The sequence below is a fragment of the Planctomonas deserti genome (genome assembly GCF_003067705.1).
GTDB lineage: Bacteria > Actinomycetota > Actinomycetes > Actinomycetales > Microbacteriaceae > Planctomonas > Planctomonas deserti.
Genome location: NZ_QANL01000001.1, coordinates 625427 through 651700, shown reverse-complemented (window position 1 = coordinate 651700; position 26274 = coordinate 625427). Strand labels below are relative to the sequence as shown.

The window sequence follows — 26274 nt, the reverse complement described above, 5'->3', positions numbered from 1 at the left end:
CATTGCACCCGATCAGTCGTCGAAGTCGGTGCTGCGGCTGACGGACTCCCAGGCGTCGACCTCGGTGCGGAGCGCGTCGAGGGCGGCGCGGAAGCCGTCGGACGCGTCGTTGCCGAGCAGCAGCATGTAGGGCGCGTCGTCGGACTCGACGACCCGGATCAGGGCGGCCGCCGCCTTCGCGGGGTCGCCCTTTTGCGTGCCGTGCGCGGTGTCGTTCTCCTTGCGGCGCTTCCCGGCGGTGTCCGCGTAGTCGGCGATGGGCTCGGCCGACTGGGTGAGCGACCGCCCGGCGAAGTCGGTGCGGAATCCGCCGGGCTCCACGACCATGGCCGTGATGCCGAGTGGGGCGACCTCCTTGCGCAGGGACAGCGTGAGCGACTCGATCGCCGCCTTCACCGCCGCGTAGTAGCCGGAGCCCTCGGGGGAGATGCGCGCGCCGATGGACGAGAGGTTCACGATCGTGCCGGAGCCGCGGGCGCGCATCCCGGGCAGCACCGCCTTGATCGTGCGGACGCTGCCGTACAGGTGCGTGTCGAAGAGCCGCTGCACGGCGGTGTCCTCGCCCTCCTCGACGGCGGCGCGATAGCCGTAGCCGGCGTTGTTCACCAGCACGTCGACGGCGCCGAAACGCTCCTCGGCCGCTGCGACCGCGGCGGCGACCTGGCCGTCGTCGGTCACGTCGAGGGCGACGGCCAGCGCCGAGTCCGGGTGCGCGTCGGCGATGTCCTGCACGGTCGACACGTCGCGCGCGGTCACGACCGCGTTGTCGCCGTGCTCGAGCACGGCCTCCGCGAGCGCGCGCCCGAGTCCGGTGGAGCAGCCGGTGATGAGCCAGGTGGTCATGGGTGTTCCCGCTTCCTCGTGAAGTGCCGTCCCCTCACCGTACGAGGATCGGCCCCCGCGCGCGGCCTGCGGGATGGATGACCCACCACGCTCCTGCCCAGGCAGAAGGTTCGTGCGCAGCTTTTAGCTGGGCAGAATCCTCCTGCCTGGGCAGGGGCAGGGGCAGGCTCAGGGACGTGTCGACAGGTTCAGGGACCCGTGTTGACGGGCCGCGGGTGCGCCGCGGCTAGAGGGCCGCGAGCTCCGCCTTCACCGCGGCCGCGAAGGCGTCGATGTCGGCCTCCGTCGTGTCGAACGCGCACATCCAGCGCACCTCGCGGCGGGCCGCGTCCCAGTCGTAGAACCGGAACGACCGCCGGAGCCGGTCCGCGACCCCGGGCGGCAGGATCGCGAACACGCCGTTCGACTGCGTCTCCTGGGTGAACTCGATGCCGTCGAGGCCCTCGAGCGACGCGCGCAGGCGCTGCGCCATCGCGTTGGCATGTCGTGCGGAGCTCAGGTACAGCGGCTCCCCGTCGGCGCCGGGGGAGAGCAGCGCGATGAGCTGCGCCGACACGAACCGCATCTTCGACGCGAGCTGCATGTTCATCTTGCGGAGGTAGTGCAGCCCGTCGCTCGCGGCCGGGTTGAGCACGACGATGGCCTCGCCGAACAGGAGGCCGTTCTTCGTGCCGCCGAAGCTCAGCAGGTCGACGCCCGCGTCCGTGGTGAAGGCTCCGAACGGTGCGTCGAGCGCGGCCGCGGCGTTCGAGATGCGCGCGCCGTCCATGTGCAGCAGCATGCCCCGCTCGTGCACGTGGTCCGCGATGGCCCGGATCTCGTCGGCCGAGTACGCCGTGCCGAGCTCGGTCGTCTGCGTGATGCTCACCGCGAGCGGCTGGGCGCGGTGCTCGTCGCCCCAGCCCCACGCCTCCTGGTCGATGAGCCCGGGCGTGAGCTTGCCGTCCGGCGTCTCAACGTGCAGCAGCTTCAGCCCGCCGATGCGCTCGGGCGCGCCGTTCTCGTCCGTGTTGATGTGGGCCGTGCGCGCGCACACGACGGCTCCCCAGCGGGGGAGCATCGACTGCAGTGCCGTCACGTTGGCGCCGGTGCCGTTGAACACCGGAAAGACCTGCACGCCGGCGCCGAAGTGCTGGGCGAACACCTCGTGCAGGTGCTCGGTGTAGACGTCCTCGCCGTAGGAGACCTGGTGCCCGCCGTTCGCCGCTGCGACGGCCTCGAGCACCTCGGGATGCACGCCCGCGTAGTTGTCCGAGGCGAAGCCGCGGTACTCGGGGTCGTGGAGGCGGAGGGAGCGGGTCTGCAGAGCGTCGGTCACCGGTTCAGTCTCCCATCCGAGCGTCCGCTCGCGTGTGCCGCGGTCACGCTCCGCGCCCCTCGTCGAGCACGATGCGCTGCTGCGGCAGTTCCGACCACAGCCCCACGACGGCGTCCGCGAGCAGCCCCTCGCGGCCGTTGAGCGTCGAGACCACGAAGATCGTCGAGCGCGCCGGCGAGCCGCTCTTGCTGAATCCGCGATCGACCGCCCGCAGCCACGTCTCGGCCGCGAGCTTCGCCGTGGCGTAGTTCGCGCCGCCGGGGTAGGGCCGCTGGGCCGCGGTGGAGGAGACGATGGCGAGCCGGCCCGCCTCGGACGCCGCGAGGTCGTCTGCGAAGGCGCGCGTCGTGTTCCGGAGCGTCGTGAGGATGCGCTCGTGCAGGAAGTCCCAGTCGTCGTCGGTCTGGCCGGCGAGACCGTTGCCGCCGCGCCAGCCACCGACGAGGTGCACGAGACCGTCGATCCCGCCCTCCTCGCCGCGGATGCGCTCGGCCAGCTCGAGCACGGCATCGAAGTCGCGCAGGTCGCACACCTCGCGCCGCGCGGCCTCGACCTCCGCGAGCCGCCCGGCATCCGACCCGACGGCGATCACCCGCGCCCCGGCGGCGGTCAGGGCCGCCGCGACGGCCCGGCCCGCGGCGCTCGACGCACCGGCGATCACGACGACCCGACCGGCGACCCCGGAGCTCACGGGGCGGCGCCGGTGATACCGGACGTCGACGCGATGGTGTCGCCCATCTTCTTGGCCAGCGCCTCGTAGAACATCGAGAGCGGGAACTCGTCCGGATGCACGAGGTCGGTCAGCCCCTTGGGCGGACCGTCGACCGGCAGCGCGTCCACGCCCTTGGCCCACGTGGACGCGGGGTGCGGCGTAAGCGTTCCGGCGACGAGCGCGTAGGCGGCGAGCCAGTGCGCGGTCTTCGGCCGGTCGATGGAGCGCCAGTAGAGCTCCTCGATCTCGCGCCCGAGGGCGACGACCACGTCGGCGACCTCCGGCCAGTCGATCGTCAGGCGCGTGTCGGTCCAGTGCAGCACGTGGTGCTGGTGCAGCCAGGCGAACAGCAGCTGCCCGCCGAGGCCGTCGTAGTTGCGCACGCGGCTGCCTGTGATGGCGAAGCGGAAGATCCGGTCGAAGATCACCGCGTACTGCACGAGCGGCGCGTGCTCGAGGATCGCCCGCTGCTCGTCCGTGCGCTCGTCCTCGGGAACCGCCGAGAGCTCGCGCTCCAGCCGCACCGACTCGCGGAAGGCCGTCAGGTCGCAGCGCAGCTCCTCGAGCGAGTACAGGAAGAACGGCATCCGCTGCTTGATCATGAACGGATCGAAGGGCAGGTCCCCGCGCATGTGGGTGCGGTCGTGGATGAGATCCCACATCACGAAGGTGCGCTCCGTGAGTTCCTGGTCGTCGAGCAGTCGCGCGGCGGCCTCGGGCAGGTCGAGCTTGGTGATGTCCGCGGCCGCGCGCACGACGCGGCGGAACCGGGCGGCCTCGCGGTCGGCGAAGATCGCGCCCCAGGTGAACGAGGGGATCTCGCGCATCGCGACGGTCTCGGGGAACAGCACCGCGGAGTTGGAGTCGTAGCCGGGCGTGAAGTCAAGGAAGCGCACGGGCACGAACATGCCGTTCGAGTACTCCCCGCGCTCGAGGTCCGCGACGAACTCGGGCCAGACGACCTCGACGAGCACGGCCTCGACGTGGCGGCTCGTGCTGCCGTTCTGGGTGAACATCGGGAACACGACGAGGTGGCGCAGGCCGTCGACGCGCAGCAGCTGAGGCTGGAAGGCCTGGAGCGAGTCGAGGAAGTCGGGCACCCCGAACCCGCTCGCCGCCCAGCGCTCGAAGTCGACCACGAGCGCGTCGAGGTAGTCCGCGTCGTGGGGGAACGTGGGCGCGAGGCCACGCACGGCGACGATGATCTCGTCCACGAGCTCGGCGGCACGCCCGTGATCGGCGGCGTCCGGCACCGAGCCGTCGGCGGCCTGCAGGCCCTGCATCACGGTGGCCGCCGCCTTGAGAGCGAGCCAGGCCGGGGAGGCGGCCACGTCCTCGAGGACCTCGGGTTCTCCGACAATGGCCTGGGCGGTCGACTGCGACATGGGAAACCTCCGATCGTTGTGCTCGTGGGACAGGTCGTCCCTGAGCCTAACGACGGCTATCCGCAGCTTTGTTGCCGTTCGCGGCGAATCGGTGCGCCGTTTCGCCGCTCGACGCGCGGTTTCTTCGCCGAGGAACTATGCCGCGCGGTTGGACGTGTTCGCCCGCGATGCGGGACCGCCCACGAACGCCGCACGCGCCGCCTCGAGCGTGGGGAAGCGGGAGCGGTCGAGGGGCGATCCGAGCCGGAGCACCTCGTACGCGTCGCCCGTGCGCTCGATGAAGCCGATGAGGCCTGAGGGGTCGCCGTCGTCGATGCGCCGGTTGGTCACGCGCCACTCCGACGGGGAGAGGGCGACAAGGGCGACGTCGGTCAGCAGTGCCGGGGTGCGGAAGATGTCGGAGTCCATGGTGCTTCTTTTCTGGAGGGGGCGTCGGAGCATCGAGCGACACCGCGACTGAGTCCATTCCATCCTGCTCGCACCCACCGACACAGAGGCTTGACGCCGCGCCGATCAGGGATTATGGACGGGAACCGGTCCGCATCGACGGAGTGTCGGCGCTCACTGCCGTCCGGTGTGCAGACCCCGCTCCTCGACGACCAGGGCGGCCAGGTGGCTGCCCCAGATGCGGTAGAGCTTCGCGTAGCTGAAGAGGTCGCCGGCCATCATCCGCGCGTCGATCGCCGGCATCGCCGTGAACACGACACCCGGGTACTGCGCGGCGATCCGCTCCGCCCCGAGGTTGAGGACCCGCGTGTGCTCGCGCACGAAGGCGCGGATGATGGCGGGCACCTTGACGCGGTCGGACACGTGCGGCACGGGGGAGGTCACGATCGTCGCATCCGAGGCGGCGTGCTCCGTGAGGTGCTGGAGCACGGACTCGTACTCGCGCGCCCAGCGGGTGGGACTCGACAGGTGCAGGGCCTCGTAGACCCCGGGGAAGAAGACGATGACGTCGTACCGGCGCAGATCCACGCGCTCCTGCAGGGCGGCCGCGGTTTGCCCGACGCGACCCATGCCTATGGGGACGTTCCGCCACTCGGCCCCCCGCCCGCTCGCGCGGCTGAGCGCCTGCGAGAGCGTGCTGGCGACGCCGAGCTTGTGCGAGCGCACGCCGACCCCGGCCCCCGCGATCCCGCCGATGACGAGCACGCGATCGGGATCCGGTCCCGGAACCACTCCCGCCGGCTCGTCCGGGGCCGTGCTCCAGCTGAGCCGGGTCGGCAGCGTGCCGCCGTAGAACAGCGACACGAGGGGGCGCACGATGGCGCGCTGCCAGGAGCTCAACGCCACCCGCGTCCGGAAGCCCGTGTCATTCGTCACTCGCCGCTCCCTCCCCTCACAGCCCGTGCAGTCCGAGCCACTCGCGCAGCCTCGCCGAGAACTCCGCGGGTTGTTCGAGGCTCGGCAGGTGCGCGGAGCCGGGGAAGACCTCGTGCTCGGCGCCCGGGATGCCGTCCCGCGCGTACTCGAACCAGCGGAGCGCGGGGGAGGCGTCGAAGGCCCCGACGGTCACGAGGGCGGGGAAGTCGAGTTCGCCGAGCCTGCCGTACGCGGGCGGCTCGAGGGGCACGGGCGAGGGCTGCTCGGTCGCGTGCGCGGCATTGGCGCGGTTCAGCTCGTGGGCGAGGCGGAGGAACGCCGGATCCACGTCGTCGCCCGATCGCCCCGGGCCGACGCACCAGAACTCCACCTCGAGGTCGGCGAGGCGCAGCCAGTCGCGCTCGTCCTCGGCCTCGTCCATCCGCTCGGCGAGCTCCCGCTCCGCGTCGGTGAGCGCGACCTCGGGGAAGCCGCCGATCGCGGCGTCCACCAGCACGAGGCCGGAGACCCGCTCGGGGGTCTCGAGCGCGAGGTCGAGGGCGATCCGGCCGCCACGGGAGTTGCCGACCACGGTGGCCTCCGCCACGCCGAGGTGATCGAGCAGCGCCCGAGCGTCGTCGCGATCGGAGTACGGCCCGTCGGCCGTGCGGGTGCCGCCGAAGCCCCGGGTGTCGAAGCGGATCACATGGTGATCCCCCTCGAGGGACGGCACGATCGCATCCCACATGCGCAGCGAGGCGACGCCCGCGTGGATCAGCAGGAGCGCGGGCGCCGACACATGGCCGTGGGTCTCGTAGTAGAGGGTGGCGCCTGCGACGTCGAGCGTGGGCATGGCCACAGCGTAGGGGACAGCCCGCGGCGCTCGCGCGGACGTCGGCACGCGGCGGGCCGGTCACGGTTCCGGCGCGAACCGGTCGGTGCGGCATCGTCTCCTAGAGTGGGGGTACCGCCGTCCGCCGAACGCTCTGGAGAAAGCCATGTCCGGAGTGCTGATCGGCTTCGGCATCATCGGCTTCGTCATCCTGGTCGGCTTCCTCGTCGGGCGCTTCGGCATCGCCGGCCCGAACGCGCAGTACGTGATGAACCGGCTCGCCTTCTTCGTCGCGACGCCCGCCCTGCTGTTCACCGTGCTCGCTCGGGCCGACCTGCACGTCGTGTTCTCCGCGTTCCTGCTCGGCGCCGCCATATCGGTCGCGATCACCGCCCTGCTGTACGTGCTCGCCTCGCGGCTCCTGTTCCGCCGCGCGGTGCCGGAGACCACGGTGGGCGCGGCCGCAGCCTGCTACGTGAACGCCAACAACATCGGCCTCCCCGTCGCCATCTACGTGCTCGGCGACCCGCAGTACGTCGCGCCCGTGCTCCTGCTGCAGCTGCTGGTGCTCGCCCCGATCACCCTGACGACGCTCGACACGGCGACGCGCGGCAAGGCGTCGGTGATGGGGTTCCTCACCCAGCCGCTGCGCAATCCGATGATCATCGCGTCGCTCCTCGGCGTCCTGGTGGCGCTCACGGGGATCCCCCTGCCGGACGCGTTCTTCGAGCCGTTCGAGCTCATCGGCGGGGCGGCCATCCCGCTCGTGCTCATGGCATTCGGCATGAGCCTGCACGGCCAGCGGCCCCTCGAGGCCGGATCGGGCCGGAAGGACGTGCTCACGGCGGTCGTGCTGAAGTCGATCGTCATGCCCGTGATCGCCTACGTCTTCGCGCACTTCGTGTTCGCGCTCGACGCGGAGCAGGTGTTCGCGGCGACGGTGCTCGCCGCCCTGCCCACCGCGCAGAACATCTACAACTTCGCCGCCCGCTACGAGCGCGGAGTCGTGATCGCCCGGGACGCCGTGCTGCTCTCGACGGTCGCCTCCGTGCCGGTGCTGCTCGTCATCGCCGCCCTGCTCGCCCCGCGCTGATCGGCGGGCGGCGCCGCGAAAAGCGCGCCGGAGTAGCGTCTTCGCATGTTCCACGGGTACCGACGGGGAGGATCACCGGCACTGGTCGCGCTGGCGGCGGTCGCCGCGTCCGCGCTGGCCGGCTGCTCGTCGCTGGCTCCCGACGCGCCGTCCGCCGAGGGCGTGGCGGTCGCGTTCGCCGCGGCACTCGACGCGGGCAACGCGACGGAGGCCTGCGCAATGCTCGCTCCGGGCACGGTCGAGGAGATCGAGTCGAGCGAGGACACCTCCTGCGACGCCGCCGTCCTTCAGCTGGGCCTTCCCTCCGGCGGGCAGGGCCTCCGCGCCGAGGCGTTCGGTCGGGGCGCGATCGTGGAGCTGGACAACGACACCCTCTTCCTCGTGGGCGACGGGGACGGTGACGTGCGCGGCTGGCGGGTCACCGCCGCGGGCTGCGAGCCGCGGCCGGAGCGCCCATACGACTGCACCGTGAAGGGCGGCTGAGATGCGAACGGTGGTCAACCTGTGGCATGTCGTCTTCGTGGCGGTTATCGCCCTCGGCCTGATCCGGCTGCTGAGAGCGCGGCGGGGCTGAGATGCGGGCCGTCTTCACCACCTGGCTCACATTCATCGTGCTCGGCCTCGCCTACGTGATCACGATCGGGGTGCTGCACCGATGAGGGGGCTCCGCGATCACGCGCTCAGCACCATCTTCGGCGTGCTGTTCCTCATCGCGCTCGCCGGGCAGGCCCTCACGGGCTTCGCGGTCTACAACGAGCAGCAGGTGAGCGACGGGCTCACCGAGGTGACCCTGCTGAGCTACGTCACCTCGTCGAACTTCGCCGTCGACGTCGCGGAGAACTGGCAGTCGGAGTACCTGCAGTTCGCGCTCTACATCCTCCTCACCGTCTGGTTCGTGCAGAGGGGCTCGACCGAGTCGAAGGAGCCGGGCAACGAGGGACCCGGATCGGACGAGGACGCGCAGGTCGGCGAATTCGCCCGCCCGGACTCACCCGCCTGGGCGCGCACAGGAGGGCTGCGACGCACGCTCTACTCGAACTCCCTGGTCGCCGTGATGCTGGCCGTCTTCGTGCTGTCCTGGCTCGCGCAGTCGATCGCCGGTCAGGTGTCCTTCAACGAGGAGCAGCTCGCCTCGCTCGAGGCGCCGGTCACCTGGGCGGAGTACGCGGTGTCGCCGGACTTCTGGAGCCGCACGCTGCAGAACTGGCAGTCGGAGTTCCTGGCGGTCGGCAGCATGGCCGTGTTCTCGGTGTACCTGCGCCAGCGCGGGTCACCGGAGTCGAAGCCCGTGGGCGCGCCGCACGAGGAGACCGGCACCGAGTCCTGAGTGCGCGACCGGGCGGTGGCGGCGCGGCCCAAGCGTCAGCGGAAGATGCTGCCGAGCCAGGTGCCGACGCCGTACCCCGGCACGCTCAGGAAGCAGATGATCGCGCCGACGAGCCACACCACGGCGGACGCGGCCAGCGCGAGGAGCGGTATCCGCCAGGGGCGGGGCCGCCGCCGCTGCAGGAGCACGGCTGTCGTGACGAAGCCGGCGACGGCGATGAGGGGCGGGATCAGGAGGGCGAGGAAGAACCCGCCGACGAACATCCCGCCGCTGCAGTCGGTCCGGGAGATGGTGCACGCGTCCTGGACGAGCAGGAGCAGCAGAGCGAGCGCGCTCAGGATGCCCGTGCCGAGGGCGCCCGCCACCATCGCGAGGACCGCGTTCCGCAGCTCCCGGCGGTCGAGCGGGGCGCGGCGCTTCGGCTCCCTGGCGCGCGGGAAGGCGCCGTCCTTGCCCGGTCGGCCGGTGAGGTCGTGGATGTCGCTCATGCTGGAACCCTGTTCGAGGTGCGGTGCGCCGGATGCGGCGATCAGAAGATCATGGGGCGGTCGTCGTCGAGCTCGGTCTCGACGTCGAGGTCGACGACCACCGGCACGTGGTCGCTCGGGGCGTCGCCCTTGCGCTCGTTGCGCTCGATGTGGGCACCGGTGACGAGCCGGGCGAAGGCGGGCGAGCCGAGGATGAAGTCGATCCGCATCCCCTCGTTGCGCGGGAAGCGCAGCTGCTTGTAGTCCCAGTAGGTGTAGCCGGGCACGCCGGCGTCGCGCACGACGTCGCGCATGCCGATCGTCTCGAACGCGCGGAACGCGGCGCGCTCCGGTTCGGAGACGTGCGTGGACCCCTGGAACGCGCCCATGTCCCAGACGTCCTCGTCGAGCGGCGCGATGTTCCAGTCGCCCATCAGGGCGAGCGGGAGGTCCGGGGTGGCGCTCAGCGTCTCCTGCGCCGAGTCGAGCAGCCGGGCGAGCCAGTTCAGCTTGTAGTCGTAGTGGGGGTCGCCCAGCTCCCGGCCGTTGGGCACGTACAGGCTCCACAGGTCGATGCCGTTGACCGTTGCGCCGATGGCACGGGCCTCGAGCGGCAGGCCGCTCTCGTCGAGTGCGAACGCGCTCGCGGGCATGGCGGCGGTGGGCTTCACCACGCCGAAGCCCGGCATGTGCGGGAACCCGACGCGCACGTTCTCCATGGGCAGCCGGCTCGCGATCGCCACGCCGTTCCACTGGCTGAAGCCGTGCAGCTCCACCTCGTAGCCCGCGGCGTGGAACTGGTCGAGCGGGAACTGCTCCGGCTTGCACTTGATCTCCTGCATGGCCAGCACGTCCACGTCGTCGCGCAGCATCCAATCGACGACACGTGCCGCCCTGCTACGGATGGAGTTGACGTTCCAGGTGGCGACACGCATGCCCCCCATGGTAGTTCGCACGTGTCGCCCGTCCGTCGCCGGGGCCCGCCCGCGCCCTACGCTTGCCTCATGATTCCTCCGGTCGTGGACACCGTCTGGCTGCGTGAACACCTCGGCGAGGTCGTGATCGCCGACGTGCGCTGGTACCTCGACGGGCGGCCCGGCCGCGCCGAGTACGAGCGCGGCCACCTCCCGGGCGCCCGTTTCGTGGACCTCGACCGCTGGCTCTCGGGCCCCCCGGGAAACGGCGGGGGAAGGCATCCGCTCCCGTCGCCCGACCAGTTCTCGCGCGGCATGGCGGCGCTCGGCATCTCCGACGACGACACGGTGATCGCGTACGACGACGCCGGTGGCGTGATCGCCGCGCGCCTCGTCTGGATGCTCCGCGTCACCGGCCGGCGGGCGGCCCTGCTCGACGGCGGAATCCAGGCCTTCGACGGCGAGCTCGAGACCGCGGAGCCGACGTGGCAGCTGGGCGGCTTCTCCGTGCGCCCCTGGCCCGAGGACCGGCTCGCCACGATGGACGACGCCGCCGACGCCGGGAACATCGTGCTCGACGCGCGGCCCGCCGAGCGCTACCGCGGCGAGCCGAACCCCGCGGACCCGAGGCCCGGGCACATCCCCGGCGCCCGCAGCGCCCCCACCCGCGAGAACCTCGGAACCGACGGCCGCCTCCTTCCCGTCGACGAGTTGCGGGCGCGGTTCGAGGCGGTCGGGGTGAGCGACGCCGAGGGCGTCGTGTCGTACTGCGGATCCGGCATCACGGCCTGCCACGCGCTCCTCACGCTCGAGCACGCCGGCCTCGGCCGGGGACGGCTCTACCCCGGCTCCTGGTCGGAGTACGGCGCGACGGATCGCCCGGCCGAACTGGGCTGACGCCCGGCGGCACGGTCCCGAGCCGTCCCCACGGTCCCTGAGCCGTCCCCACGGTCCCTGAGCTTGTCGAAGGGACGCAACGTGCTTCGACGAGCCGTCCCTACGGTCCCTGAGCTTGTCGAAGGGACGCAACGCGCTTCGACAGGCCGTCCCCTCGGTCCCTGAGCCGTCCCCATGGTCCCTGAGCTTGTCGAAGGGACGCGACGTCGCTTCGACGAGCCGTCCCTACGGTCCCTGAGCTCGTCGAAGGGACGCAACGCGCTTCGACAGGCTCAGCGACCGTGCGAGCTCAGCGACCGTGCAGGCCCAGCGACCGTGCGGACTCAGCGACCGGGGGCGGCTAGTCCTCGCCGAGGGGCCAGACCGCGCGCACCTCGAGGCGCCCGAACCGAGCCATCGGGTGCCGGGACGCAAAGTCCACCGCCTCCTCCAACGAGGCGCAGTCGAGCACGTCGAAGCCGGCGATCCACTCCTTCGTCTCGGCGAACGGGCCGTCCGTCACGATCACCTTCCCGCCCCGCTTGCGGATGGTCTTGGCGTGCTCGGGCGGGCGCAGCCGGTTGCCCTCGCCGAGCAGCCCGCGCTCCTGCCCTTCGCTCGCCCACTCCTGGATGTTGTCGCCTTCGGGCGAGTACTCCTCGCCCTCCGGGTCGGTGCACACCAGCAACAGAAACTTCATCCGGTCCTCCTCGATCGGTTCGTGAACAGGATGTCGTCCCGTTCACCAATACGTCGATCGGCGCAAGCCCTTTTCGACATCGCACGAACGGAAATGTCCCGGCGTAGCGTCGACAGGCGGGAAAGCCCCGGTACGGAATCGAAGGAGAATGCGGTGACTCAGCAGCCCCCCCAGCAACAGGACGTTCCCGGCAGCGAGCAGGAGATGACCCCGAAGCCCGACCACGGCGAGGAGAGCTACAAGGGCTCCGGCCGCCTCGAGGGCAAGGCCGCCGTCATCACCGGCGCGGACAGCGGCATCGGCAAGGCGGTTGCCATCGCCTACGCCCGAGAGGGCGCGGACGTGCTGATCAGCTACCTGAACGAGCACGAGGACGCCGAGGAGGCCCGGGCGCTGGTCGAGGCCGCGGGCCGCAAGGCCGTGCTCGTGTCCGGCGACCTGTCCGACCCGGCGCACTGCCGCGAGATCATCGCGACCGCGGTGAAGGAGTTCGGCAAGATCGACATCCTGGTCAGCAACGCGGCGTTCCAGATGAGCCGCCAGTCGCTCGACGAGATCCCGGACGAGGAGTGGGACTACACCCTCGCCGTGAACCTCAGCGCCTACTTCCACCTCGTGAAGGCCGCCGTGCCGCACATGCAGCCGGGCGCATCCATCATCGGCTCGAGCTCCGTGCAGTCGGACACCCCGACGCCGGACCTGCTGCCGTACGCGGCCACGAAGGCGGCCATCGCCAACATGACCGGGTCGCTCGCGCAGATGCTGGCCGAGAAGGGCATCCGTGCCAACAGCGTGGCTCCGGGACCGATCTGGACGCCGCTCATCCCGGCGACGATGCCCGAGGAGAAGGTGGCGAGCTTCGGCGAGCAGGTGCCCATGGGCCGCGCCGGTCAGCCAGCCGAGCTCGCCCCCGTCTACGTGATGCTGGCGAGCGACGAGGCGAGCTACGTCTCCGGCGCCCGCATCGCCGTCACGGGCGGCAAGCCGATCCTCTAGCCGAGGCGGTGGCGCCGTTCTGCGACGCCACGATCGTGGCCCGGGGTCAGTCGGCCCCGGGCCACAGTCGTAGCACCCGGTCGAAGAACGCCGACTTGCGGTCCTCGTACCCCTCGCCGGCCGGCCCGTCGTCCGCCAGCTTCGCCGCGTTGTACTCCTCGACGAGGGCCGGGTCGGCGCGCAGCAGCTCCCAGGTGCGGTGAAAGCGGAGGTCGTGCTCGGACCCCACCGGCGTGACGGCGATCCCGGTCGGCAGTGCCGTGTCGACCGCCTCGAAGGCGGCCAGCGTCGGGCCCCAGATCTCGGGATGCACGATGGTGTGGGTCCGCCGCAGCGCGTCGACCGCCGCGGCGAAATCCGCCGCCGCCACGCGCAGGTGCAGGTCGACGTCGCCGCGGGTCAGCGCGCCGGGCACGCTGCTCCCGCCCACGAGCACGAGATCGCCCGGCACGCCCGCGGCGCGCAGCGCGTCCCGCTGCTCCGCCAGGATGCGCTCCGCCCAGGGGAGGAGGTCGTCGGAGGCCCGCAGCCCCTCGGTCACTCCTCGCCGTCCAACTCGCCGATGAGGATGGCGGTGTACATGAGGGCGAGGTGGCTGAGCCCCTGGGGCAGGTTGCCGGCGAACGAGAGGTCGTCCGCGTCCATCATCTCGGCGTACAGGCCAACGTCGTTGCCGAGCGCGACGAGCTCGTCCATCGCGGCCTTCGCCTCGTCCCTGCGTCCGACGCAGGCGAGCGCCGCCGCGACCCAGAAGCCGCAGGCGACGAAGGTCGCCTCCTCGTTCTGCATGCCGCTGTAGCGATACAGCAGGGGACCGCGGCCGAGCTCGGCGACGAGTGCGTCGATGGTCTTCGACATGCGCTCGCCCCGGTCGAATCCGCTGGGCGCGTGCAACAGGATCGACGCGTCGAGGGCGTCGGACCCGGGATACATGACGTAGCTCTGCCGCTCTTCCGACCAGCCGTGCTCGTGCACCCACGCCGCGATGTCGTCGCGCTCGACCTCCCAGCGGCGGGGGTCGCCGGGGATCTGGCCCTCCTTGGCGAGCTGCACCGCGCAGTCGAGCGCCTGCCAGCAGCCGAGCTTGGACGAGGTGTAGTGCCGCTCCGTCTCGAGCTCCCACATGCCCGCGTCGGGCTTCTGCCAGTCGTCGCAGGCCTGATCGGCGACGCTCGCCAGCAGCCTGGCGGTCTCGGTGTCGAGCACGTTGCCCTGGCCCACGTACAGCCGCATCACGTCGAAGAGGTCGCCGTAGGGTCCCAGCTGCCGCTGGTTCCGCGCATCGTTGCCCACCACGACCGGGCCCTTGCCGCGCCAGCCGGGCACGTCCGGATACTGGGCGCCGTCGGGCAGGGAGCCGTCCAGCCCGTAGAACACCTGCAGCGACGGGCCGTGCAGCCGGATGGTGCTGAGCAGCCAGGACACGGCCGACTGCGTCTCCTCGCGCAGCCCGAACCGGATGAGGGCCTGCAGCGTGTAGGCGACGTCGCGCACCCAGGCGTACCGGTAGTCCCAGTTCTTCGACCCGTCCACCGCCTCGGGCAGCGACGTCGTTGCCGCGGCCGCGATGGAGCCGTTCGGGCTGTGGATGAGCAGCTTCAGCGCGAGGGCGCTGCGCTGCACGGCATCCGCCCACGGGCCGTCGAAGGAGAACTCCTCGGACCAGGCGCCCCAGTTGCGGATGGTGCGGTCGATGCCGCGGTCCACGTTCCACGGGTTCGGCAGGTGGATGGGCTCCCGGAGCGTTCCCGAGACGCACACCAGGGAGCGCGAGCCCTCGCTCGTCGTGAACGAGCCGGCGAGGGAGTGCGTTCCGGGCTCGTGCGGCCCGTGCTCGAACCCGGTGAGGGCGAGGGTCACCCCGTCGACCCGCATGACGGCGCCGTGCGGCGTGTCGGACACCCAGGGCATGACCGTGCGCAGCACCTGACCGGGCTCGACCGACCAGGCCATCTCGACCCGGCCCGAGATGCCGTCGACGCGCCGGGCGAGCTCGGCCCAGGGCAGGCGGCCGGCGACGCCGGTGACCAGGGCGTCCGTGACCGTGACGACTCCGGAATCCGTCGTGAACGTGGTCCGGAGCACGTTCGTGCCCGGCACGTACTCGCGCGTGCTCGTGAACTCCTCCGTCGGCGCCATCGTGATGCGGCCGCCCTGCTCGGCGTCGAGCAGGGCCGCGAAGACGGGCGGGGAGTCGAGGCTGGGGATGGGGAACCAGTCGATGCTGCCGTCGCGCGCGACGAGGGCGACGGTGCGTCCGTCGCCGATGCCGGCGTAGCCGCGCAGGTCGGCGTACCCGTCGGTGCGGGAGAGCGATCCGCCGCGCTCGTCGGCCGCGAGTCGTTCGGCCGGGGCGTTCGTCCTGGTCACGCGTGCTCCCTCCGCGGCGCGGCCGGTCGCGCGCGGCGCCCCTCCAACCTAACCGCGCCCCGGTGTGCGGGCTCTGAGCGAGCTGAGGGGCCCGGGAGCCTCAGAAGGAGGTGGTCACGGTGATGACGGTGGGGCCGAGCACCGCGATGAACAGCGTCGGCAGGATGCAGAGCATGAGCGGGAAGAGCACCTTCACCGGGATCTGCAGGGCCTTCTCCTCCGCGCGCTGTCGGCGCTTCAGGCGCATCTCCTTCGCCTGGGTGCGCAGCACGGCGGCGATCGAGATGCCGTACGCGTCGGCCTGAACGACCGCGCGGACGAACGCTCGAAGGTCGGGCACGCTCGTGCGCTCGCTGAGCGCCAGGTAGGCGTCTCGCCGGGACAGCCCGACGCGCATGTCCTGCAGGGTGCGGATGAGCTCCTCGGCGAGCGGGCCCTTGCCGTTGGATCCGGCGCGGCTCATCGCCGCCTCGAAGCCCAGGCCCGCCTCGACGGCGATCATCATCTGGTCGAGCGTGTCCGGGAGGGCGAGCGTGATGGCGGCTTGGCGCTCGATGCCGCGGCTGTAGAGCAGCAGGTCGGGCACGAAGTACGCGAGCACGACGACCGCGACGACGAGCAGGAGCAGCGGGCCGCCCGGCCGCGCGCCGAGCAGGAGGAGGCCGAACAGGCCGACGCCGATCGCGAGCGCCGGCTTGGCGAGAAGCACGCGGCGCATCGACCACGCGGCGGGGCGGCCGGCGAGCGCGTGCAGCCGCTCGAGCTTCGCCCGGTTGGCCGGCAGGGTCAGCCGCTCGAGCAGGGCAAGGAGGTTCCGGTTCTGCGTGGCGGCGGGGCCGGCGCCCTGCGCGGTGAGGCCCGCGGCGAGGTTCTGCCGGATGCGCCGCTGGCCGCGACGATCGCCGCCCACCATCGCTACCGTGAGCAGCGGGATCGAGAGCGCGGCACAGGCGGCGGCGAGCAGCACGTACAGGGGCACGGGATCTCCAGGGTCGAGGGTCGGGGGCGGGCGCGGCGACGGGCCGGCGTCAGAACGAGAAGCTGACGACCTTGCGCAGCCAGAGGGCGCCGACGGTGAGCATGACGACGGCGACGCCGATCAGCGCGAAGCCCAGCGGGCTCTGGCCGAACTGGGCGATGTAGGTCGGGCTGGTGATGGCCAGGATCCCCGTGACGACGAACGGCAGCGCCATGAGCACGTAGGCGGACATCTTGCCCTCGGAGCTCAGCGCCTGCACCTGGCGGCGCAGCTGGTTGCGCTCGCGGATGGTGGCGCCGACCTGGTCAAGCACCTCGGCGAGGTCGCCGCCCACCTCGCGGTGGATGCCGATCGCCTGGGCGACCCAGCTGAAGTCCTCGCTCTTCATGCGCGCGGCCACGTTTTCGAGCGCGTCGTTCAGGTCACGCCCCAGCCGGGTCTCGTTCACGATGCGCGCGAACTCCTCGCGGGTGGGCGACTCGGCCTCGTGGGACACGGCGTCGACGGCGCGGAGCAGGCTGTGCCCGGCGCGCAGGCCGCCAGCGACGAGCTGGAGCGTGTCGTCGAGCTGATCCGCGAACTGCCGCTGGCGCCTGCCCTTGAGCAGCCGCAGCAGCAGCACGGCGCCGAGCGGCGTCGCCAGGGCGAGCAGGAGGGCGAGGCCGGGCGAGCCGAGCAGCACCCCGACGAGGACGTTGACCGCACCGGCCGACGCGGTGAGCACGACGAACTCGGCGGGGGACTTCCGCACCCCGGCCTGGTCGAGGGCGGAGGCCAGCGCGCGGTCCCACCGGCGCGACGCCAGGGCGCCGGCCACGGCGCCGGTCGTGGCGCTGGCGAAGCGGCTGACCCCGGAGTCCGGCGCCGCCACATCCGGGCGCCGGCGGTCCAGCGGGAGACGCGGCACGGCGGGCGCGAACGCGGCGGCCGTCAGCAGCGCGAGGGCGAGGTAGCACAGCACCAGGCCGGCGACGAGGGTCACGGGTTCCACGTGCGGCTCCCCTCGACCTCGAAGACGCGCGGGGAGAGGGTGATGCCGAGGTCGTCGAACCGGTCGGTGAACCGCGGCCGCACGCCCGTGGGGCGCGGCTTGCCGAGGAACCGGCCGTCGGCGTCGACGCCCGCCGCGTAGTCGAACACGAACACGTCCTGCAGGGTGACGATCTCGCCCTCCATGCCGTGGACCTCGGTGACGTGCGTCACGCGCCGGGTCCCGTCGCGCAGCCGGGTGAGCTGCACGATGACGTCGACCGCGGACGAGATCTGCTCCCGGATGGCCCGGAGCGGCAGGTCCATGCCCGCCATGAGCACGAGGGTCTCGAGGCGGGAGACCGCGTCGCGCGGAGAGTTCGCGTGCACGGTGGAGAGCGAGCCGTCGTGGCCGGTGTTCATGGCCTGCAGCATGTCGAGCGCCTCGCCGCTGCGGCACTCGCCCACGACGATGCGGTCGGGCCGCATCCGCAGTGAGTTCTTCAGCAGGTCGCGGATCGTGATCTCGCCCTTGCCCTCGATGTTCGCGGGGCGGCTCTCGAGCCGCACGACGTGGTCCTGCTGCAGCTGCAGCTCCACCGCATCCTCGATGGTGATGATGCGCTCGCCGGCGGGGATGAAGGAGGAGAGCACGTTGAGCAGGGTTGTCTTGCCCGTGCCGGTGCCACCGGAGACGATGATGTTGAGGTGCGCCTTGACGCACGCGTCGAGCAGCTCGGCCATCTCGGGGGAGATCGAGCCGAACGCCACGAGGTCGCTCGCTTTCAGCGGGTCGGCGGCGAACTTGCGGATCGTGAGCGAGGAGCCGTTGACCGCGAGGGGCGGGATGACGGCGTTCACGCGAGAGCCGTCCTCCAGCCGCGCATCCACGAGCGGCGACGACTCGTCGATGCGCCGACCGACCCGGGTCACGATCTTCTCGATGACCTGGCGAAGGTGGTCCTCGGAGCGGAAGCGGGCGCCGCTCAGCGTGAGCCGGCCCTTCCGCTCGATGAAGATGGAGTCCGGCCCGTTGACCATGATCTCGGTCACCGCAGGGTCCTCGAGGAGCGGCTGCAGCGGGCCGTAGCCCAGCACGTCGTCGCCGATCTCCTTCACGAGGCGCTGTCGCTCCTCTGAGCTGAGGGGCACGCGCTCGGACTCGACGATCTCGGCGAGGATGTCCCGCGCCGACGCGAGCAGGTCGCCCTCGCCGAGGTTCGGGTCGTTCACGCGGGCGCCCATGCGCTCGAACAGGGTCTCGCCCACGCGCTGCTTCAGGCCGGAGAGCGCGTCCGAGGACTGCGAGGAGTGCGGCACCGCGGCGGCGGCGGTGGCGTGTGCCGCACCCGCTGCCGGGGAGGCAGGGCTCGCGGCGGAGATCGAGGGGAGCGCGGTCACGGCGGACTGGCGCGGCGCGGCCGGCGCACCCGCGGGAGCAGCGGAGGCGGCGGGCGCCACGGCGGCGGCCGCCGGGGCCTCGCCGCGCGCGACGGAGATCCGCTCGGACAGCTTCATCGGAGCACCGCCCTGCGGTGGGTGCGCCGCCGATCCGGAGCGGACGGGTCGAAGAAGGTGATGAGCTCCTTGAGCGCGCGCGACGCCCCGTCGCGGGGCTTGTCGATCAGCACCGGCTCGCCCTTGTTGGTGGCGTACGCGGCGGCGCGGGTGCGCGGGATGACCACGTCGACGGGCCTCCGGACGGTCGCCTCGATGTCGCGGATCGTGATGCCGCTCGCGTTGTCGGCGAGGTTCACCGCGACCGGGTGGTTCTCCGGCAGCAGCCCCAACTCGCTGAGCACCTCGATCTCCTTGCGGAGGCCGCGGACGCTCGACACGTCCATGCCGCAGACGAGCACCGCATCCGTCGCCTTCTCGAGGGCGGCGAGGGTCTGCTCGCCGAGGCCGGGCGCCGTGTCGACGACGACGTACGTGAACGCGCTCGCCAGCTGGGTCAGCAGGCGCGTGACGTGCTCGCCCGTGATCGAGTCGCCCTCGGCGGGCGTGTGCGGGGCGCAGAGCGCGTAGATCGAACTCGAGTGCACGGTCAGGAACGCCTTCAGGACGAGCGGGTCCTGCGCGGCGGCGCCGCTGACCGCCTGCGCGAGCGTGTGCTCCGGCTGCAGCGCGAGCGCGGTCGCCACGTCGCCGAACTGCGTGTCCAGGTCGACGATCACGGTGGACATCGGGGCGAGCCGCCCCAGGCCGACGGCGAGATTGGTGGCGATGGTGGTCTTGCCGACGCCGCCCTTCGGCGACGCGACCGTGATGATCCGGCCGGAACCGGCGCCGGGCGCCTGGTCGTCGGCGGGCTTCCGGCGGCGGTTCTCGGCGGCCTGGCCCGCGCGCTCGAGCAGCACCCGGATGTCCTCGACGCTCGCCGCGGGGTCCACGATGTCGCGCACGCCGGAGCGCATCGCGCTGAGGGCGAGGTCGGGGTCGGCGGGCGCGGCCAGCACGAGGCTGATCGCGGGCAGCTGTACGTCGAAGACCGCGGCGAGGCGCATGGCCTGCGCGAGCGGAACGCCGGGACCGAACACGAGCACGTCGCAGGTCTCGCGGGCGTCCTGGTCGAGGATCCACTCGGGCGCCTCGGGCAGCTGCACGTCGCGCCGCACGACCAGCTCGCCGCGGATGCCGCCGCCCACGGCGTCGCGGGTGCGCTGCTCGAAGGCGGGGTCGTCGGTGATGAGGACGAAGCGGCTCATGAGAAGAATCCGTTCTGTGTGACGACGCGGGTGCCGTCCTCGTCCGCATCCGCGCTCTCCTTCGAGAGCCAGATGGTGCCGAACTGGGCCGCGAACACGGTCTTCTCGGCGTCGGCGGGCGACTGGGCGAAAGTGACGAGCATGGAGCCGGCGGGTACGGGAGGGACGCCGGCGGCGGCCGTCTCGTCGACGACCGGCGCGCCCTGGATGGTGGTGATGAGGACCTTGTGGAACAGCAGGTGGGTCTCGGGCCCGCCGCTGGGGGTGCCCGAGTCGAAGGACACGAAGACGCCGACGGTGTCGCCCGCTGTGAGCTGGCCGCCGACCACGCGGTCGGGGCCGAGCTGTACGGTCACCTCGTGCATGCCCTCCGGCGCCGCGACGGTGCCCGGCGTCTCGAGCGACGCCGGGTCGACGAACCGCGCATCGAGCAGCTGCTCGCCGGGCAGCAGGGCCGTAGCGGCGACGCGGCCGGCCAGGGTGCCGAGGTCGGTGACCCCGCCGGGAGTCACGTCGGTCGCGGGCACCTTCTTGCGGGCGAGATACTCGCCGAGCTGCTCGCCCGGCGTGCCGGCGGGCACGTCGGCCGAGACGACGAAGACCTCGGACATGGCCGCGCCCTGCCGCGCGCGCGCGTCGGCGCCCTTGACGTACCCGACCAGCACGGCGGTGCCGGCGATGGCGAGGACGAGGGCGGCGAGGCCTGCGAGTATCCGTACCTTCATTGCGATGTCCTACTTGGTGAGAGAGACGAGGGAGGCGCCGAGGTCGGGGCCGCCGCGGGTGAATCGGTCGTCGAGCGAGACGTACTTCACGAACCGGCCGATCAGGCCACGGCAGTTGCCGGTGCACTTCGCGTTCGTATAGGCGGTGTTGTTGAGGCTGGTGCCGGAGAAGTTCCAGCCGAGCAGCTCGAAGGCGGCCCAGCCGCGGATCTTGTACCAGCCGTTGTTTCCGGTGCCGCCCTTGTCGACGTACACCGGGAGGAGCAGCGTCTTCCCGATCGCGGTCGAATTGAGTACGGCGGAGCAGCCGGCGGGGAAGTCGTTTCCGCTGTCGCTTGGAAGGGGAGCGTTGACCGCGATGTCGACGCGGACGGCGCAGGTGCCGCTCGGGTGGGCGAGCCAGCTGAAGCCGCCGGGCAGCACTTGGCCGGACGGGCTCGTGCTCGAACACGTCGGGTCCCCGTGGGTGCGGAAGACGCGGATGCCGTTGCCCTGCGCGAACTCGCAGGGGGCGAAGGCGAGCGGCAGCATGGCCGGGCCGGCGGCCGGGCTCCCCCAGGCCGCGGTGGCGGTGGCGGTGGGGTTGGCGGTGTCGATGCCGAGGATCGGGGCGAAGGTGTAGGCGAGGGCACCCGCGCCGCTGCTGCCGTCCCGTGTGCCGGTCGTTATCCGCACCGATCCCGGGGCAGGGGAGGTGACGGAGGAGATGTTCGTGGCGTCGTCGACCGCGTTCGCGTTGGCGAGGGACCGGGCCGTCGTATCGGCGCTCGTAAGCCATGGCGCGCCGGCCGTGGTGCTCGTGCAGGTCTTGGCCGCGGCGCATTCCTGAGCAACCGCGAGGGCCGCGGCGTCCGCTCCGTTCTGGAGCTCGGCCCGTTCTGCGTACAGGGCTCCGATGTCGACGGTGATCGCCACGAAGCCGAGCAGCGCGACCATGCTCACCGCCACGACGACGGACACGGCGCCGCGCTCGTCGCGCCTCGCGCGGGTGATTAGCCGCCGCATCGCATGGCCGCCCTTCCGGTGAGGGTGACGCCTGGGCCGAAGAACTTGGTGACTGAGCCGAACGGGTGCGAGATGGTGATGCGCGCCGTCGCACCCGGCGTGCAGGTGGCGGGCGTGATCCGGATCTCGGCGTTCGTGAGGCCGGGGTTGAGCCCGGGCGTTGCGGCCCGGGCGGCGTTGCGTGCCGCCGCGGGGTCGTTGGTGACGGCCATCGTGCGGGCGGTCTCGCGCGCCGCGTTGGTCACGGACACCTGGCCGTTGTACATCAGGCCGAACTCCATGATGCCGAGCAGCATGGCCACGAGGAGGGGCAGCACGAGGGCGAACTCGACGGCAACGGCTCCGCGTTCCGATCGCATCCTGCGCATGGTGTCCCCCGACGGTGCTGCTGGCGTTTCGTGCTGGAGCCGGACGTGTGCCGGCGGAAAAGATGGGGCGGTGCCGCGGATCCCGCGAGGGATGCCGCGACACCGCCGCCCGCTAGGTGGTGCTGGGTTGGCCGACGAGCGGCCCGGGTGAGCTACGGCGTGGTGGGAGCGGTGGAGGCGCCCGTGGCCGGGATCTGGTCGATCTCGGTGCTGAGGCTGGTGAACATGCCGGCGATCTGCGGGCCGAGGGTGACGAGCGTGACGATGATCGCGACGGCGATGAGGCCGATGATCAGGCCGTACTCGACCGCGGTCGCGCCGGTCTCCTCACGGGAGAGGCGGTTGCGCGCGGAGGCGACGTAGGACTGAAGGGTGACGAAAAGAGGCAGCATGAAGAGATCCTTCGACTAGTGGAAGCGAAAAGAGAAAGTGGTGAAACACCGTCGCCGCGCCATAAGAAGCTGATCCCCCGATGAGCGTCGCGCCGACGCTGGTAACACTAGGAGCGGCCCCTCGGCCCTCCTACGCCCGTATTCGGGGGGTGGGTGCCTGAAGCCCCCGATTTTCGGGCTCACCGCCCCCCGATGCCCCACCAACTGGGGCCTTTCACCCGCCCCCGCGCCCTTGCGCGAGGTGGTGCCGCTGCTTCGCGCTGCCTGTACCGGGGGGCATTGCCAGCAACGACGGAATGCGGACGGTGCGGCCGCCGAGGTGACGGGCGTTCCGTTCACGGTCGCTGAGGTTGTCGAAGCGACGTGAGGCGCCCCGTGTCGGTCGCGTCCCTTCGACAGGCTCAGGGACCGGAGTGGCGCGGTCGATCTGCGGTGGTCGCTCCCGAGAGCTTCGCGAGCACGGACGGAATGCGGATGGTGCGGTCGCCGGGAAGCGCGGGCGTTCCGTACACGGTCGCTGAGCCTGTCGAAGCGCCGTGAGGCGCGTCGTCCCTTCGACGGGCTCAGGGACCGACGCGGTGCCGTCGGTCTGCGGTGGTCGTTGCCGAGAGCTTCGCGAGCAGCGACGGGATTCGGATGGTGCGGCCGTCAAGGTCGGCGTGCGTTCCGTCCACGGTCGCTGAGCTTGTCGAAGCGACGTGAGACGAGGTCGCGTCCCTTCGACGGGCTCAGGGACCGAGGTGGTGCCGTCGGTCTGCGGTGGTCGTTGCCGAGAGCTTCGCGAGCAGCGACGGGATGCAGGCGGTGCGGCCGCCAGGACCGCGTGCGTTCCGTACACGGTCGCTGAGCTTGTCGAAGCGACCTAAGGTGTCCCGTGTCCGTCGCGTCCCTTCGACAGGCTCAGGGACCGTGGGGATCAACCGCTGGGTGGAGTCGGTTCTGGGGAGCGGTCTCGGTCGTGCGTCCGGAGGCGCTGTCGGCGGGCGTCCCATTCCTGGACCGCTCGGCTCTTCGTCGCCAGGTGCCGCGCCTCGCGATTTGGACTAATCGACCTCGGCGGGAGCAGCAGGTACCGGCCACCGATTCGGCGGATGTCCCAGCCGTTGTTGTGAAGGAGCAGATGGTGGTGCTTGCAGAGCAGGACGCCGTCGGCGATGTCGGTCTTGCCGTGGTCGCGTTTCCACTGGTTGATGTGGTGGGCTTCGCACCAGGACGGTGGTCGGTCGCAGCCGGGCCACATGCAGCCGCCATCCCTCACCGCGAGTCCGATGCGCTGCCGTGCGGTGAAGAGGCGCTGTTCGCGTCCGACGTTGACGCATTGGCCGTCGTCGTCCAGGACCACCGCGACCGTTCCCGTCGAGCGGATCTCGCGGCGGATGGTCGCGATGCTCACGGCCTCGCCGGTGTCCTGGATCGACCCGTGGCCGTCGCCGGATTCCAGCGTCTCCTTCGTGACAATCACCCGGACCGCCGGCCGCCGCGTTCCGAAGACCTGTCCGGGATCGGCGTCGGCGCCGATGCGGAGCAGCTCGAGGAACCCGTCGGCGGCCAGGCGCTCGGTTGACCGCAGGTCGTTGACGATCGCATCGATCCGGGCGCGGTCCTCCTCCTTCACGAACCGAGGGCCCCCGCGCCGGGGATTCGTCAACTCATCCAGAACCGACAGGAGAAAGGCGCCCGGTTCGGGTGCGTAGAGAAACTTGCCCTCAACCATGCCGTCGGGGCGCTTCCACGCCTTCAGGTGCTGCTGGTCGAGTTGTGCCTTCTCGCGGTCGGCGACTTCGGTGTCGTTCAGGTCGTCGCGCAGTTGCCTCGCTCGGCGGTGCAACTGACCGGCCGTGAGGGTTGCCGCATCATCCAGCAGCTCTCGCGCCACCTCCGACAGGGCCTCGGCCGGCACCGCGTCCGTCGGCAACCCAAGGCCGGCTCGGATGGCGTCCGCCTGCGCGATCGACACCTTTCCGTCAGTGACCGCGTGCGCGATCGGCGCCTGCCACGGGGTTGGAGGGGCGGGAAGCTCCGGGTGCTCGCGCTGCAGGGTCTCCACGGCGTCGGTCTCGGCGAGCATCTTGCCCACCTCCACGATCGCGACGGCACCGCCCTTGGTCGTCCCGGTGATCGCTTCCACCATGGCCTGCGGTGTGCGGTAACCCTCCTGCTGCGCCAACCCTGCTGAGCCGAGGTCAGGCACCGAGCGGCGATTCAACTCGCCGGCGATCCAGGCGGAGAAGGTGTCGCAGGACTGTCGGAGGTCGGAGATGGCGTGCAGCGCGTCGAGGAGGTCCTGCTTCGGCAGGAGCGTGAATGCTGCTGGGGAATCGCCCAGGCGCGCGACGGTGTCCGCTGTGCGGAGGAGCGTCGCTGCCGGGGTTGCCATAGCACACATTCTAGCACGTCGAAAGTTTCTTCGATGAGGAACTTTCGGCCCTGTGGGGAACTGTCCGGGTCAGGTCGGAGTGACAGCTTGCGTCCCTTCGACAGGCTCAGGGACCGTGCCCGCCGGCCGCGACTCGCCACGTGCCCCCTCCGTGCCCGCCGATCGCGCCACACCTCGTTGCACCGCCGCGAGACTCGCACCCCGCGCGCCGCGCATCACACCGTGGCGTCGCGCTCGAAGACCGCGGCCGCCGCGTCGCTCGCGTCGTGCAGGAGGGCCGCCCGCAGCACCGTGGGCGCGGCCGTCACGTGACGCACCCCGGACGCCACCAGTTCCACGATGCGCTCCGGCGATCGCACGCTCGCGACCAGCGGGTGCGTCTCCGTGCCGGACAGCAGGGTCACCATCTCGCGCACGAGGGCGAGGCCGTCGACACCGGCGTCATCCAGTCGTCCAAGATACGGGGCGATGTACCGGGCGCCGATTGCGGCGGCCGTCACCGCCTGGGCGCTCGAGTAGACGGCCGTCACGAGCACGGGCACGTCCGCCGCGGCGAGGCGGGCCGCCACGGGGAAGCCGATCGCGGTCGCCGGCACCTTCACGACGGCGTTGCTGCCCAGTTGGGCGATGCGCAGCCCGCTGGCCTCCATCGACGTCACGTCGGCGCCGGACGCCTGGAAGAAGACCTCGGCCGCACCGCGCCCCGTCCACTCGGCGTACAGGTCGGCCGCGGCCTCGGCGCCGAGGCCCTCGCGGCGCAGGATCGTCGGGTTCGTCGTAACGCCGTGGATCAGCCGGTCGCCCAGGAGGCCGCCCACCGCTTCCCGGTCGGCGCTGTCGGCGTACAGGAAGATCCGGCTCATGGTGCTCCTTCTCGCGTGCGGCGACTCCGCCGGCTCCTCCAGCATCGCGCGCTCGCGTGCCGACCCGCAAACCGGTCGGCGGCGGATCAGTCGGCCGGGCGGGTGACCAGCCGCGCGTCGACGAAGCGCAGGTCCCTCGAGCGCAGCACAAGGGTCGCGAGGCGGTCGCCGACCCAGGCGGAGCGGGCAACGTAGTCGCCGTAGTCCAGCACGACGGCCGGATGCGGTCGGCCGTCCACCGAGAGGCTGTCCTGCCCGGGGCTGCGCTTCGCCAGCTCGCGACGGTGGTGCTCGGACCGCCCGCTGGACAGATCCTCGAGGGGGTCAGCGGAGTAGTAGTCGATGGCGTCGGCGAGGTAGTGCCGCACCGCGGCGACCGCCGTCGCATCCCGGTCCGTCGCCCCCGGGGCCGCCGACGTGCCCGACCCAGAGCCCGCGCCACCGCCCTCGCCCCTGCTCGCCGCCGAGGCGCCGGAACCCGCAGCCCCGGGGACATCCGTGAACACGAACCCCTTCAGCTCCGCGACGCCCATGCGCCCGAGCGGGGTGTCCTCGAACCAGAAGTTGCCCGAGGGGTCGGCGAGCCAGAAGTGCAGGCGGGCGACCCGGTCGCTGAACCCGTACCAGCTGAACCCCCGCTCGGTGACCCGCAGTTGCGGCGCGAGGGTGAAGACAGGCGGGCCGAAGTCCCGCAACCGGTCGGAGTCGGTAACGCGGGCGGAGGAGATGTCGTCACTGAACGGCATGCTCCGA

General features: G+C 71.5%; 28 protein-coding genes. 5 read left to right on the top strand and 23 right to left on the bottom strand.

All coding sequences use genetic code 11. The features are described 5' to 3' along the window. Positions 1-12 precede the first annotated feature (12 nt). The 7 genes from DAI20_RS02985 to DAI20_RS02955 all read right to left on the bottom strand — a co-directional run bounded on the left by DAI20_RS02985 (position 13) and on the right by DAI20_RS02955 (position 6413). Positions 13-843, bottom strand: a complete 831-nt coding sequence (locus DAI20_RS02985) for an oxidoreductase (protein ID WP_108249072.1) — start codon at positions 841-843, stop codon at positions 13-15. Between the two features lie 226 nt (positions 844-1069). Then, entirely contained in the window at positions 1070-2161 is a 1092-nt protein-coding gene (locus DAI20_RS02980) for a threonine aldolase family protein (protein WP_108249071.1), read from the bottom strand. Positions 2162-2204: 43 nt separating this feature from the next. Next, positions 2205-2852: an SDR family NAD(P)-dependent oxidoreductase gene (locus DAI20_RS02975; RefSeq protein WP_108249070.1), complete on the bottom strand. Its 648-nt coding sequence runs from the start codon at positions 2850-2852 to the stop codon at positions 2205-2207. After that, a complete protein-coding gene (locus DAI20_RS02970) occupies positions 2849-4258 on the bottom strand; it encodes a DUF6421 family protein (protein ID WP_108249069.1) in 1410 nt (469 codons plus the stop codon). Before DAI20_RS02970 ends, DAI20_RS02975 begins: the two co-directional genes overlap by 4 nt. A gap of 135 nt (positions 4259-4393) precedes the next feature. Continuing rightward, positions 4394-4666: a hypothetical protein gene (locus tag DAI20_RS02965; protein ID WP_108249068.1), complete on the bottom strand. Its 273-nt coding sequence runs from the start codon at positions 4664-4666 to the stop codon at positions 4394-4396. A gap of 153 nt (positions 4667-4819) precedes the next feature. Next, complete coding sequence (locus DAI20_RS02960) at positions 4820-5581, bottom strand: SGNH/GDSL hydrolase family protein (protein ID WP_108249067.1); 762 nt, start codon at positions 5579-5581, stop codon at positions 4820-4822. Positions 5582-5597: 16 nt separating this feature from the next. Next, positions 5598-6413, bottom strand: coding sequence for an alpha/beta fold hydrolase (locus DAI20_RS02955; protein WP_108249066.1), 816 nt, complete (start codon positions 6411-6413; stop codon positions 5598-5600). Between the two features lie 145 nt (positions 6414-6558). Between DAI20_RS02955 and DAI20_RS02950 the strand changes: the two genes are divergently transcribed. The 3 genes from DAI20_RS02950 to DAI20_RS02940 all read left to right on the top strand — a co-directional run bounded on the left by DAI20_RS02950 (position 6559) and on the right by DAI20_RS02940 (position 8812). Then, positions 6559-7485: an AEC family transporter gene (locus DAI20_RS02950; RefSeq protein ID WP_108249065.1), complete on the top strand. Its 927-nt coding sequence runs from the start codon at positions 6559-6561 to the stop codon at positions 7483-7485. 45 nt (positions 7486-7530) lie between these two features. Continuing rightward, positions 7531-7968, top strand: a complete 438-nt coding sequence (locus DAI20_RS02945) for a hypothetical protein (RefSeq protein WP_108249064.1) — start codon at positions 7531-7533, stop codon at positions 7966-7968. Between the two features lie 172 nt (positions 7969-8140). Further along, the gene (locus DAI20_RS02940; RefSeq protein WP_108249063.1) at positions 8141-8812 is read left to right on the top strand and encodes a DUF6766 family protein; all 672 of its coding nucleotides are present in this window, start codon (positions 8141-8143) and stop codon (positions 8810-8812) included. Between the two features lie 35 nt (positions 8813-8847). On the opposite strand, the gene DAI20_RS02935 is transcribed toward DAI20_RS02940, so the two are convergent. Further along, complete coding sequence (locus DAI20_RS02935; RefSeq protein ID WP_108249062.1) at positions 8848-9300, bottom strand: hypothetical protein; 453 nt, start codon at positions 9298-9300, stop codon at positions 8848-8850. 41 nt (positions 9301-9341) lie between these two features. Beyond that, a complete protein-coding gene (locus tag DAI20_RS02930) occupies positions 9342-10214 on the bottom strand; it encodes an exodeoxyribonuclease III (protein ID WP_108249061.1) in 873 nt (290 codons plus the stop codon). 69 nt (positions 10215-10283) lie between these two features. Here DAI20_RS02930 and DAI20_RS02925 point away from each other — a divergent pair, with 69 nt between their 5' ends. Then, complete coding sequence (locus DAI20_RS02925; RefSeq protein ID WP_108249060.1) at positions 10284-11090, top strand: sulfurtransferase; 807 nt, start codon at positions 10284-10286, stop codon at positions 11088-11090. 340 nt (positions 11091-11430) lie between these two features. Here DAI20_RS02925 and DAI20_RS02920 read toward each other — a convergent pair whose 3' ends face one another. Next, on the bottom strand, positions 11431-11769 hold the full coding sequence (locus DAI20_RS02920) for a YciI family protein (protein ID WP_108249059.1): 339 nt from the start codon (positions 11767-11769) through the stop codon (positions 11431-11433). Positions 11770-11973: 204 nt separating this feature from the next. On the opposite strand from DAI20_RS02920, the gene DAI20_RS02915 reads away from it, so the two are divergent. Next, positions 11974-12765 carry an SDR family oxidoreductase gene (locus DAI20_RS02915; protein ID WP_205781369.1) on the top strand — a complete coding sequence of 264 codons (792 nt, stop codon included), beginning with the start codon at positions 11974-11976 and terminating at the stop codon, positions 12763-12765. Positions 12766-12811: 46 nt separating this feature from the next. On the opposite strand, the gene DAI20_RS02910 is transcribed toward DAI20_RS02915, so the two are convergent. The 13 genes from DAI20_RS02910 to DAI20_RS02850 form a co-directional block, all read right to left on the bottom strand. Then, positions 12812-13306, bottom strand: a complete 495-nt coding sequence (locus tag DAI20_RS02910) for a GrpB family protein (protein WP_108249057.1) — start codon at positions 13304-13306, stop codon at positions 12812-12814. Beyond that, positions 13303-15051: a glycoside hydrolase family 15 protein gene (locus tag DAI20_RS02905; RefSeq protein WP_240605923.1), complete on the bottom strand. Its 1749-nt coding sequence runs from the start codon at positions 15049-15051 to the stop codon at positions 13303-13305. Before DAI20_RS02905 ends, DAI20_RS02910 begins: the two co-directional genes overlap by 4 nt. Positions 15052-15235: 184 nt before the next feature. After that, positions 15236-16114, bottom strand: a complete 879-nt coding sequence (locus tag DAI20_RS02900) for a type II secretion system F family protein (protein WP_240605835.1) — start codon at positions 16112-16114, stop codon at positions 15236-15238. A 49-nt stretch (positions 16115-16163) separates the two neighbouring features. Continuing rightward, the gene (locus tag DAI20_RS02895; protein ID WP_240605834.1) at positions 16164-17105 is read right to left on the bottom strand and encodes a type II secretion system F family protein; all 942 of its coding nucleotides are present in this window, start codon (positions 17103-17105) and stop codon (positions 16164-16166) included. Beyond that, positions 17093-18601: a TadA family conjugal transfer-associated ATPase gene (locus DAI20_RS02890; RefSeq protein ID WP_108249054.1), complete on the bottom strand. Its 1509-nt coding sequence runs from the start codon at positions 18599-18601 to the stop codon at positions 17093-17095. Before DAI20_RS02890 ends, DAI20_RS02895 begins: the two co-directional genes overlap by 13 nt. Continuing rightward, positions 18598-19791, bottom strand: a complete 1194-nt coding sequence (locus tag DAI20_RS02885; RefSeq protein ID WP_108249053.1) for a CpaE/TadZ family protein — start codon at positions 19789-19791, stop codon at positions 18598-18600. The genes DAI20_RS02890 and DAI20_RS02885 overlap by 4 nt, the downstream gene beginning before the upstream one ends. Beyond that, complete coding sequence (gene cpaB, locus DAI20_RS02880; RefSeq protein ID WP_108249052.1) at positions 19788-20516, bottom strand: Flp pilus assembly protein CpaB; 729 nt, start codon at positions 20514-20516, stop codon at positions 19788-19790. Before cpaB ends, DAI20_RS02885 begins: the two co-directional genes overlap by 4 nt. 9 nt (positions 20517-20525) lie before the next feature. After that, entirely contained in the window at positions 20526-21521 is a 996-nt protein-coding gene (locus tag DAI20_RS02875) for a pilus assembly protein TadG-related protein (protein WP_108249051.1), read from the bottom strand. Then, complete coding sequence (locus tag DAI20_RS02870) at positions 21509-21880, bottom strand: TadE/TadG family type IV pilus assembly protein (RefSeq protein ID WP_240605833.1); 372 nt, start codon at positions 21878-21880, stop codon at positions 21509-21511. The genes DAI20_RS02875 and DAI20_RS02870 overlap by 13 nt, the downstream gene beginning before the upstream one ends. A 161-nt stretch (positions 21881-22041) precedes the next feature. Beyond that, positions 22042-22281: a Flp family type IVb pilin gene (locus tag DAI20_RS02865; RefSeq protein WP_108249049.1), complete on the bottom strand. Its 240-nt coding sequence runs from the start codon at positions 22279-22281 to the stop codon at positions 22042-22044. Between the two features lie 916 nt (positions 22282-23197). Then, entirely contained in the window at positions 23198-24658 is a 1461-nt protein-coding gene (locus DAI20_RS02860; protein WP_159084889.1) for an HNH endonuclease signature motif containing protein, read from the bottom strand. 215 nt (positions 24659-24873) lie between these two features. Next, positions 24874-25521, bottom strand: coding sequence for a transaldolase family protein (locus tag DAI20_RS02855; protein WP_159084888.1), 648 nt, complete (start codon positions 25519-25521; stop codon positions 24874-24876). An 86-nt stretch (positions 25522-25607) separates the two neighbouring features. After that, positions 25608-26267, bottom strand: a complete 660-nt coding sequence (locus tag DAI20_RS02850) for a hypothetical protein (RefSeq protein ID WP_108249046.1) — start codon at positions 26265-26267, stop codon at positions 25608-25610. Positions 26268-26274: the final 7 nt, after the last annotated feature.

Coding starts and splice junctions, on each gene's coding strand:
- DAI20_RS02985 (WP_108249072.1), bottom strand. CDS start 843: ATGACCACCTGGCTCATCACCGGCTGCTCCACCGGACTCGGGCGCGCG.
- DAI20_RS02970 (WP_108249069.1), bottom strand. CDS start 4,258: ATGTCGCAGTCGACCGCCCAGGCCATTGTCGGAGAACCCGAGGTCCTC.
- DAI20_RS02965 (WP_108249068.1), bottom strand. CDS start 4,666: ATGGACTCCGACATCTTCCGCACCCCGGCACTGCTGACCGACGTCGCC.
- DAI20_RS02955 (WP_108249066.1), bottom strand. CDS start 6,413: ATGCCCACGCTCGACGTCGCAGGCGCCACCCTCTACTACGAGACCCAC.
- DAI20_RS02950 (WP_108249065.1), top strand. CDS start 6,559: ATGTCCGGAGTGCTGATCGGCTTCGGCATCATCGGCTTCGTCATCCTG.
- DAI20_RS02945 (WP_108249064.1), top strand. CDS start 7,531: ATGTTCCACGGGTACCGACGGGGAGGATCACCGGCACTGGTCGCGCTG.
- DAI20_RS02940 (WP_108249063.1), top strand. CDS start 8,141: ATGAGGGGGCTCCGCGATCACGCGCTCAGCACCATCTTCGGCGTGCTG.
- DAI20_RS02935 (WP_108249062.1), bottom strand. CDS start 9,300: ATGAGCGACATCCACGACCTCACCGGCCGACCGGGCAAGGACGGCGCC.
- DAI20_RS02930 (WP_108249061.1), bottom strand. CDS start 10,214: ATGCGTGTCGCCACCTGGAACGTCAACTCCATCCGTAGCAGGGCGGCA.
- DAI20_RS02925 (WP_108249060.1), top strand. CDS start 10,284: ATGATTCCTCCGGTCGTGGACACCGTCTGGCTGCGTGAACACCTCGGC.
- DAI20_RS02920 (WP_108249059.1), bottom strand. CDS start 11,769: ATGAAGTTTCTGTTGCTGGTGTGCACCGACCCGGAGGGCGAGGAGTAC.
- DAI20_RS02915 (WP_205781369.1), top strand. CDS start 11,974: ATGACCCCGAAGCCCGACCACGGCGAGGAGAGCTACAAGGGCTCCGGC.
- DAI20_RS02890 (WP_108249054.1), bottom strand. CDS start 18,601: ATGAAGCTGTCCGAGCGGATCTCCGTCGCGCGCGGCGAGGCCCCGGCG.
- DAI20_RS02885 (WP_108249053.1), bottom strand. CDS start 19,791: ATGAGCCGCTTCGTCCTCATCACCGACGACCCCGCCTTCGAGCAGCGC.
- cpaB (WP_108249052.1), bottom strand. CDS start 20,516: ATGAAGGTACGGATACTCGCAGGCCTCGCCGCCCTCGTCCTCGCCATC.
- DAI20_RS02875 (WP_108249051.1), bottom strand. CDS start 21,521: ATGCGGCGGCTAATCACCCGCGCGAGGCGCGACGAGCGCGGCGCCGTG.
- DAI20_RS02870 (WP_240605833.1), bottom strand. CDS start 21,880: ATGCGATCGGAACGCGGAGCCGTTGCCGTCGAGTTCGCCCTCGTGCTG.
- DAI20_RS02865 (WP_108249049.1), bottom strand. CDS start 22,281: ATGCTGCCTCTTTTCGTCACCCTTCAGTCCTACGTCGCCTCCGCGCGC.
- DAI20_RS02860 (WP_159084889.1), bottom strand. CDS start 24,658: ATGGCAACCCCGGCAGCGACGCTCCTCCGCACAGCGGACACCGTCGCG.
- DAI20_RS02855 (WP_159084888.1), bottom strand. CDS start 25,521: ATGAGCCGGATCTTCCTGTACGCCGACAGCGCCGACCGGGAAGCGGTG.
- DAI20_RS02850 (WP_108249046.1), bottom strand. CDS start 26,267: ATGCCGTTCAGTGACGACATCTCCTCCGCCCGCGTTACCGACTCCGAC.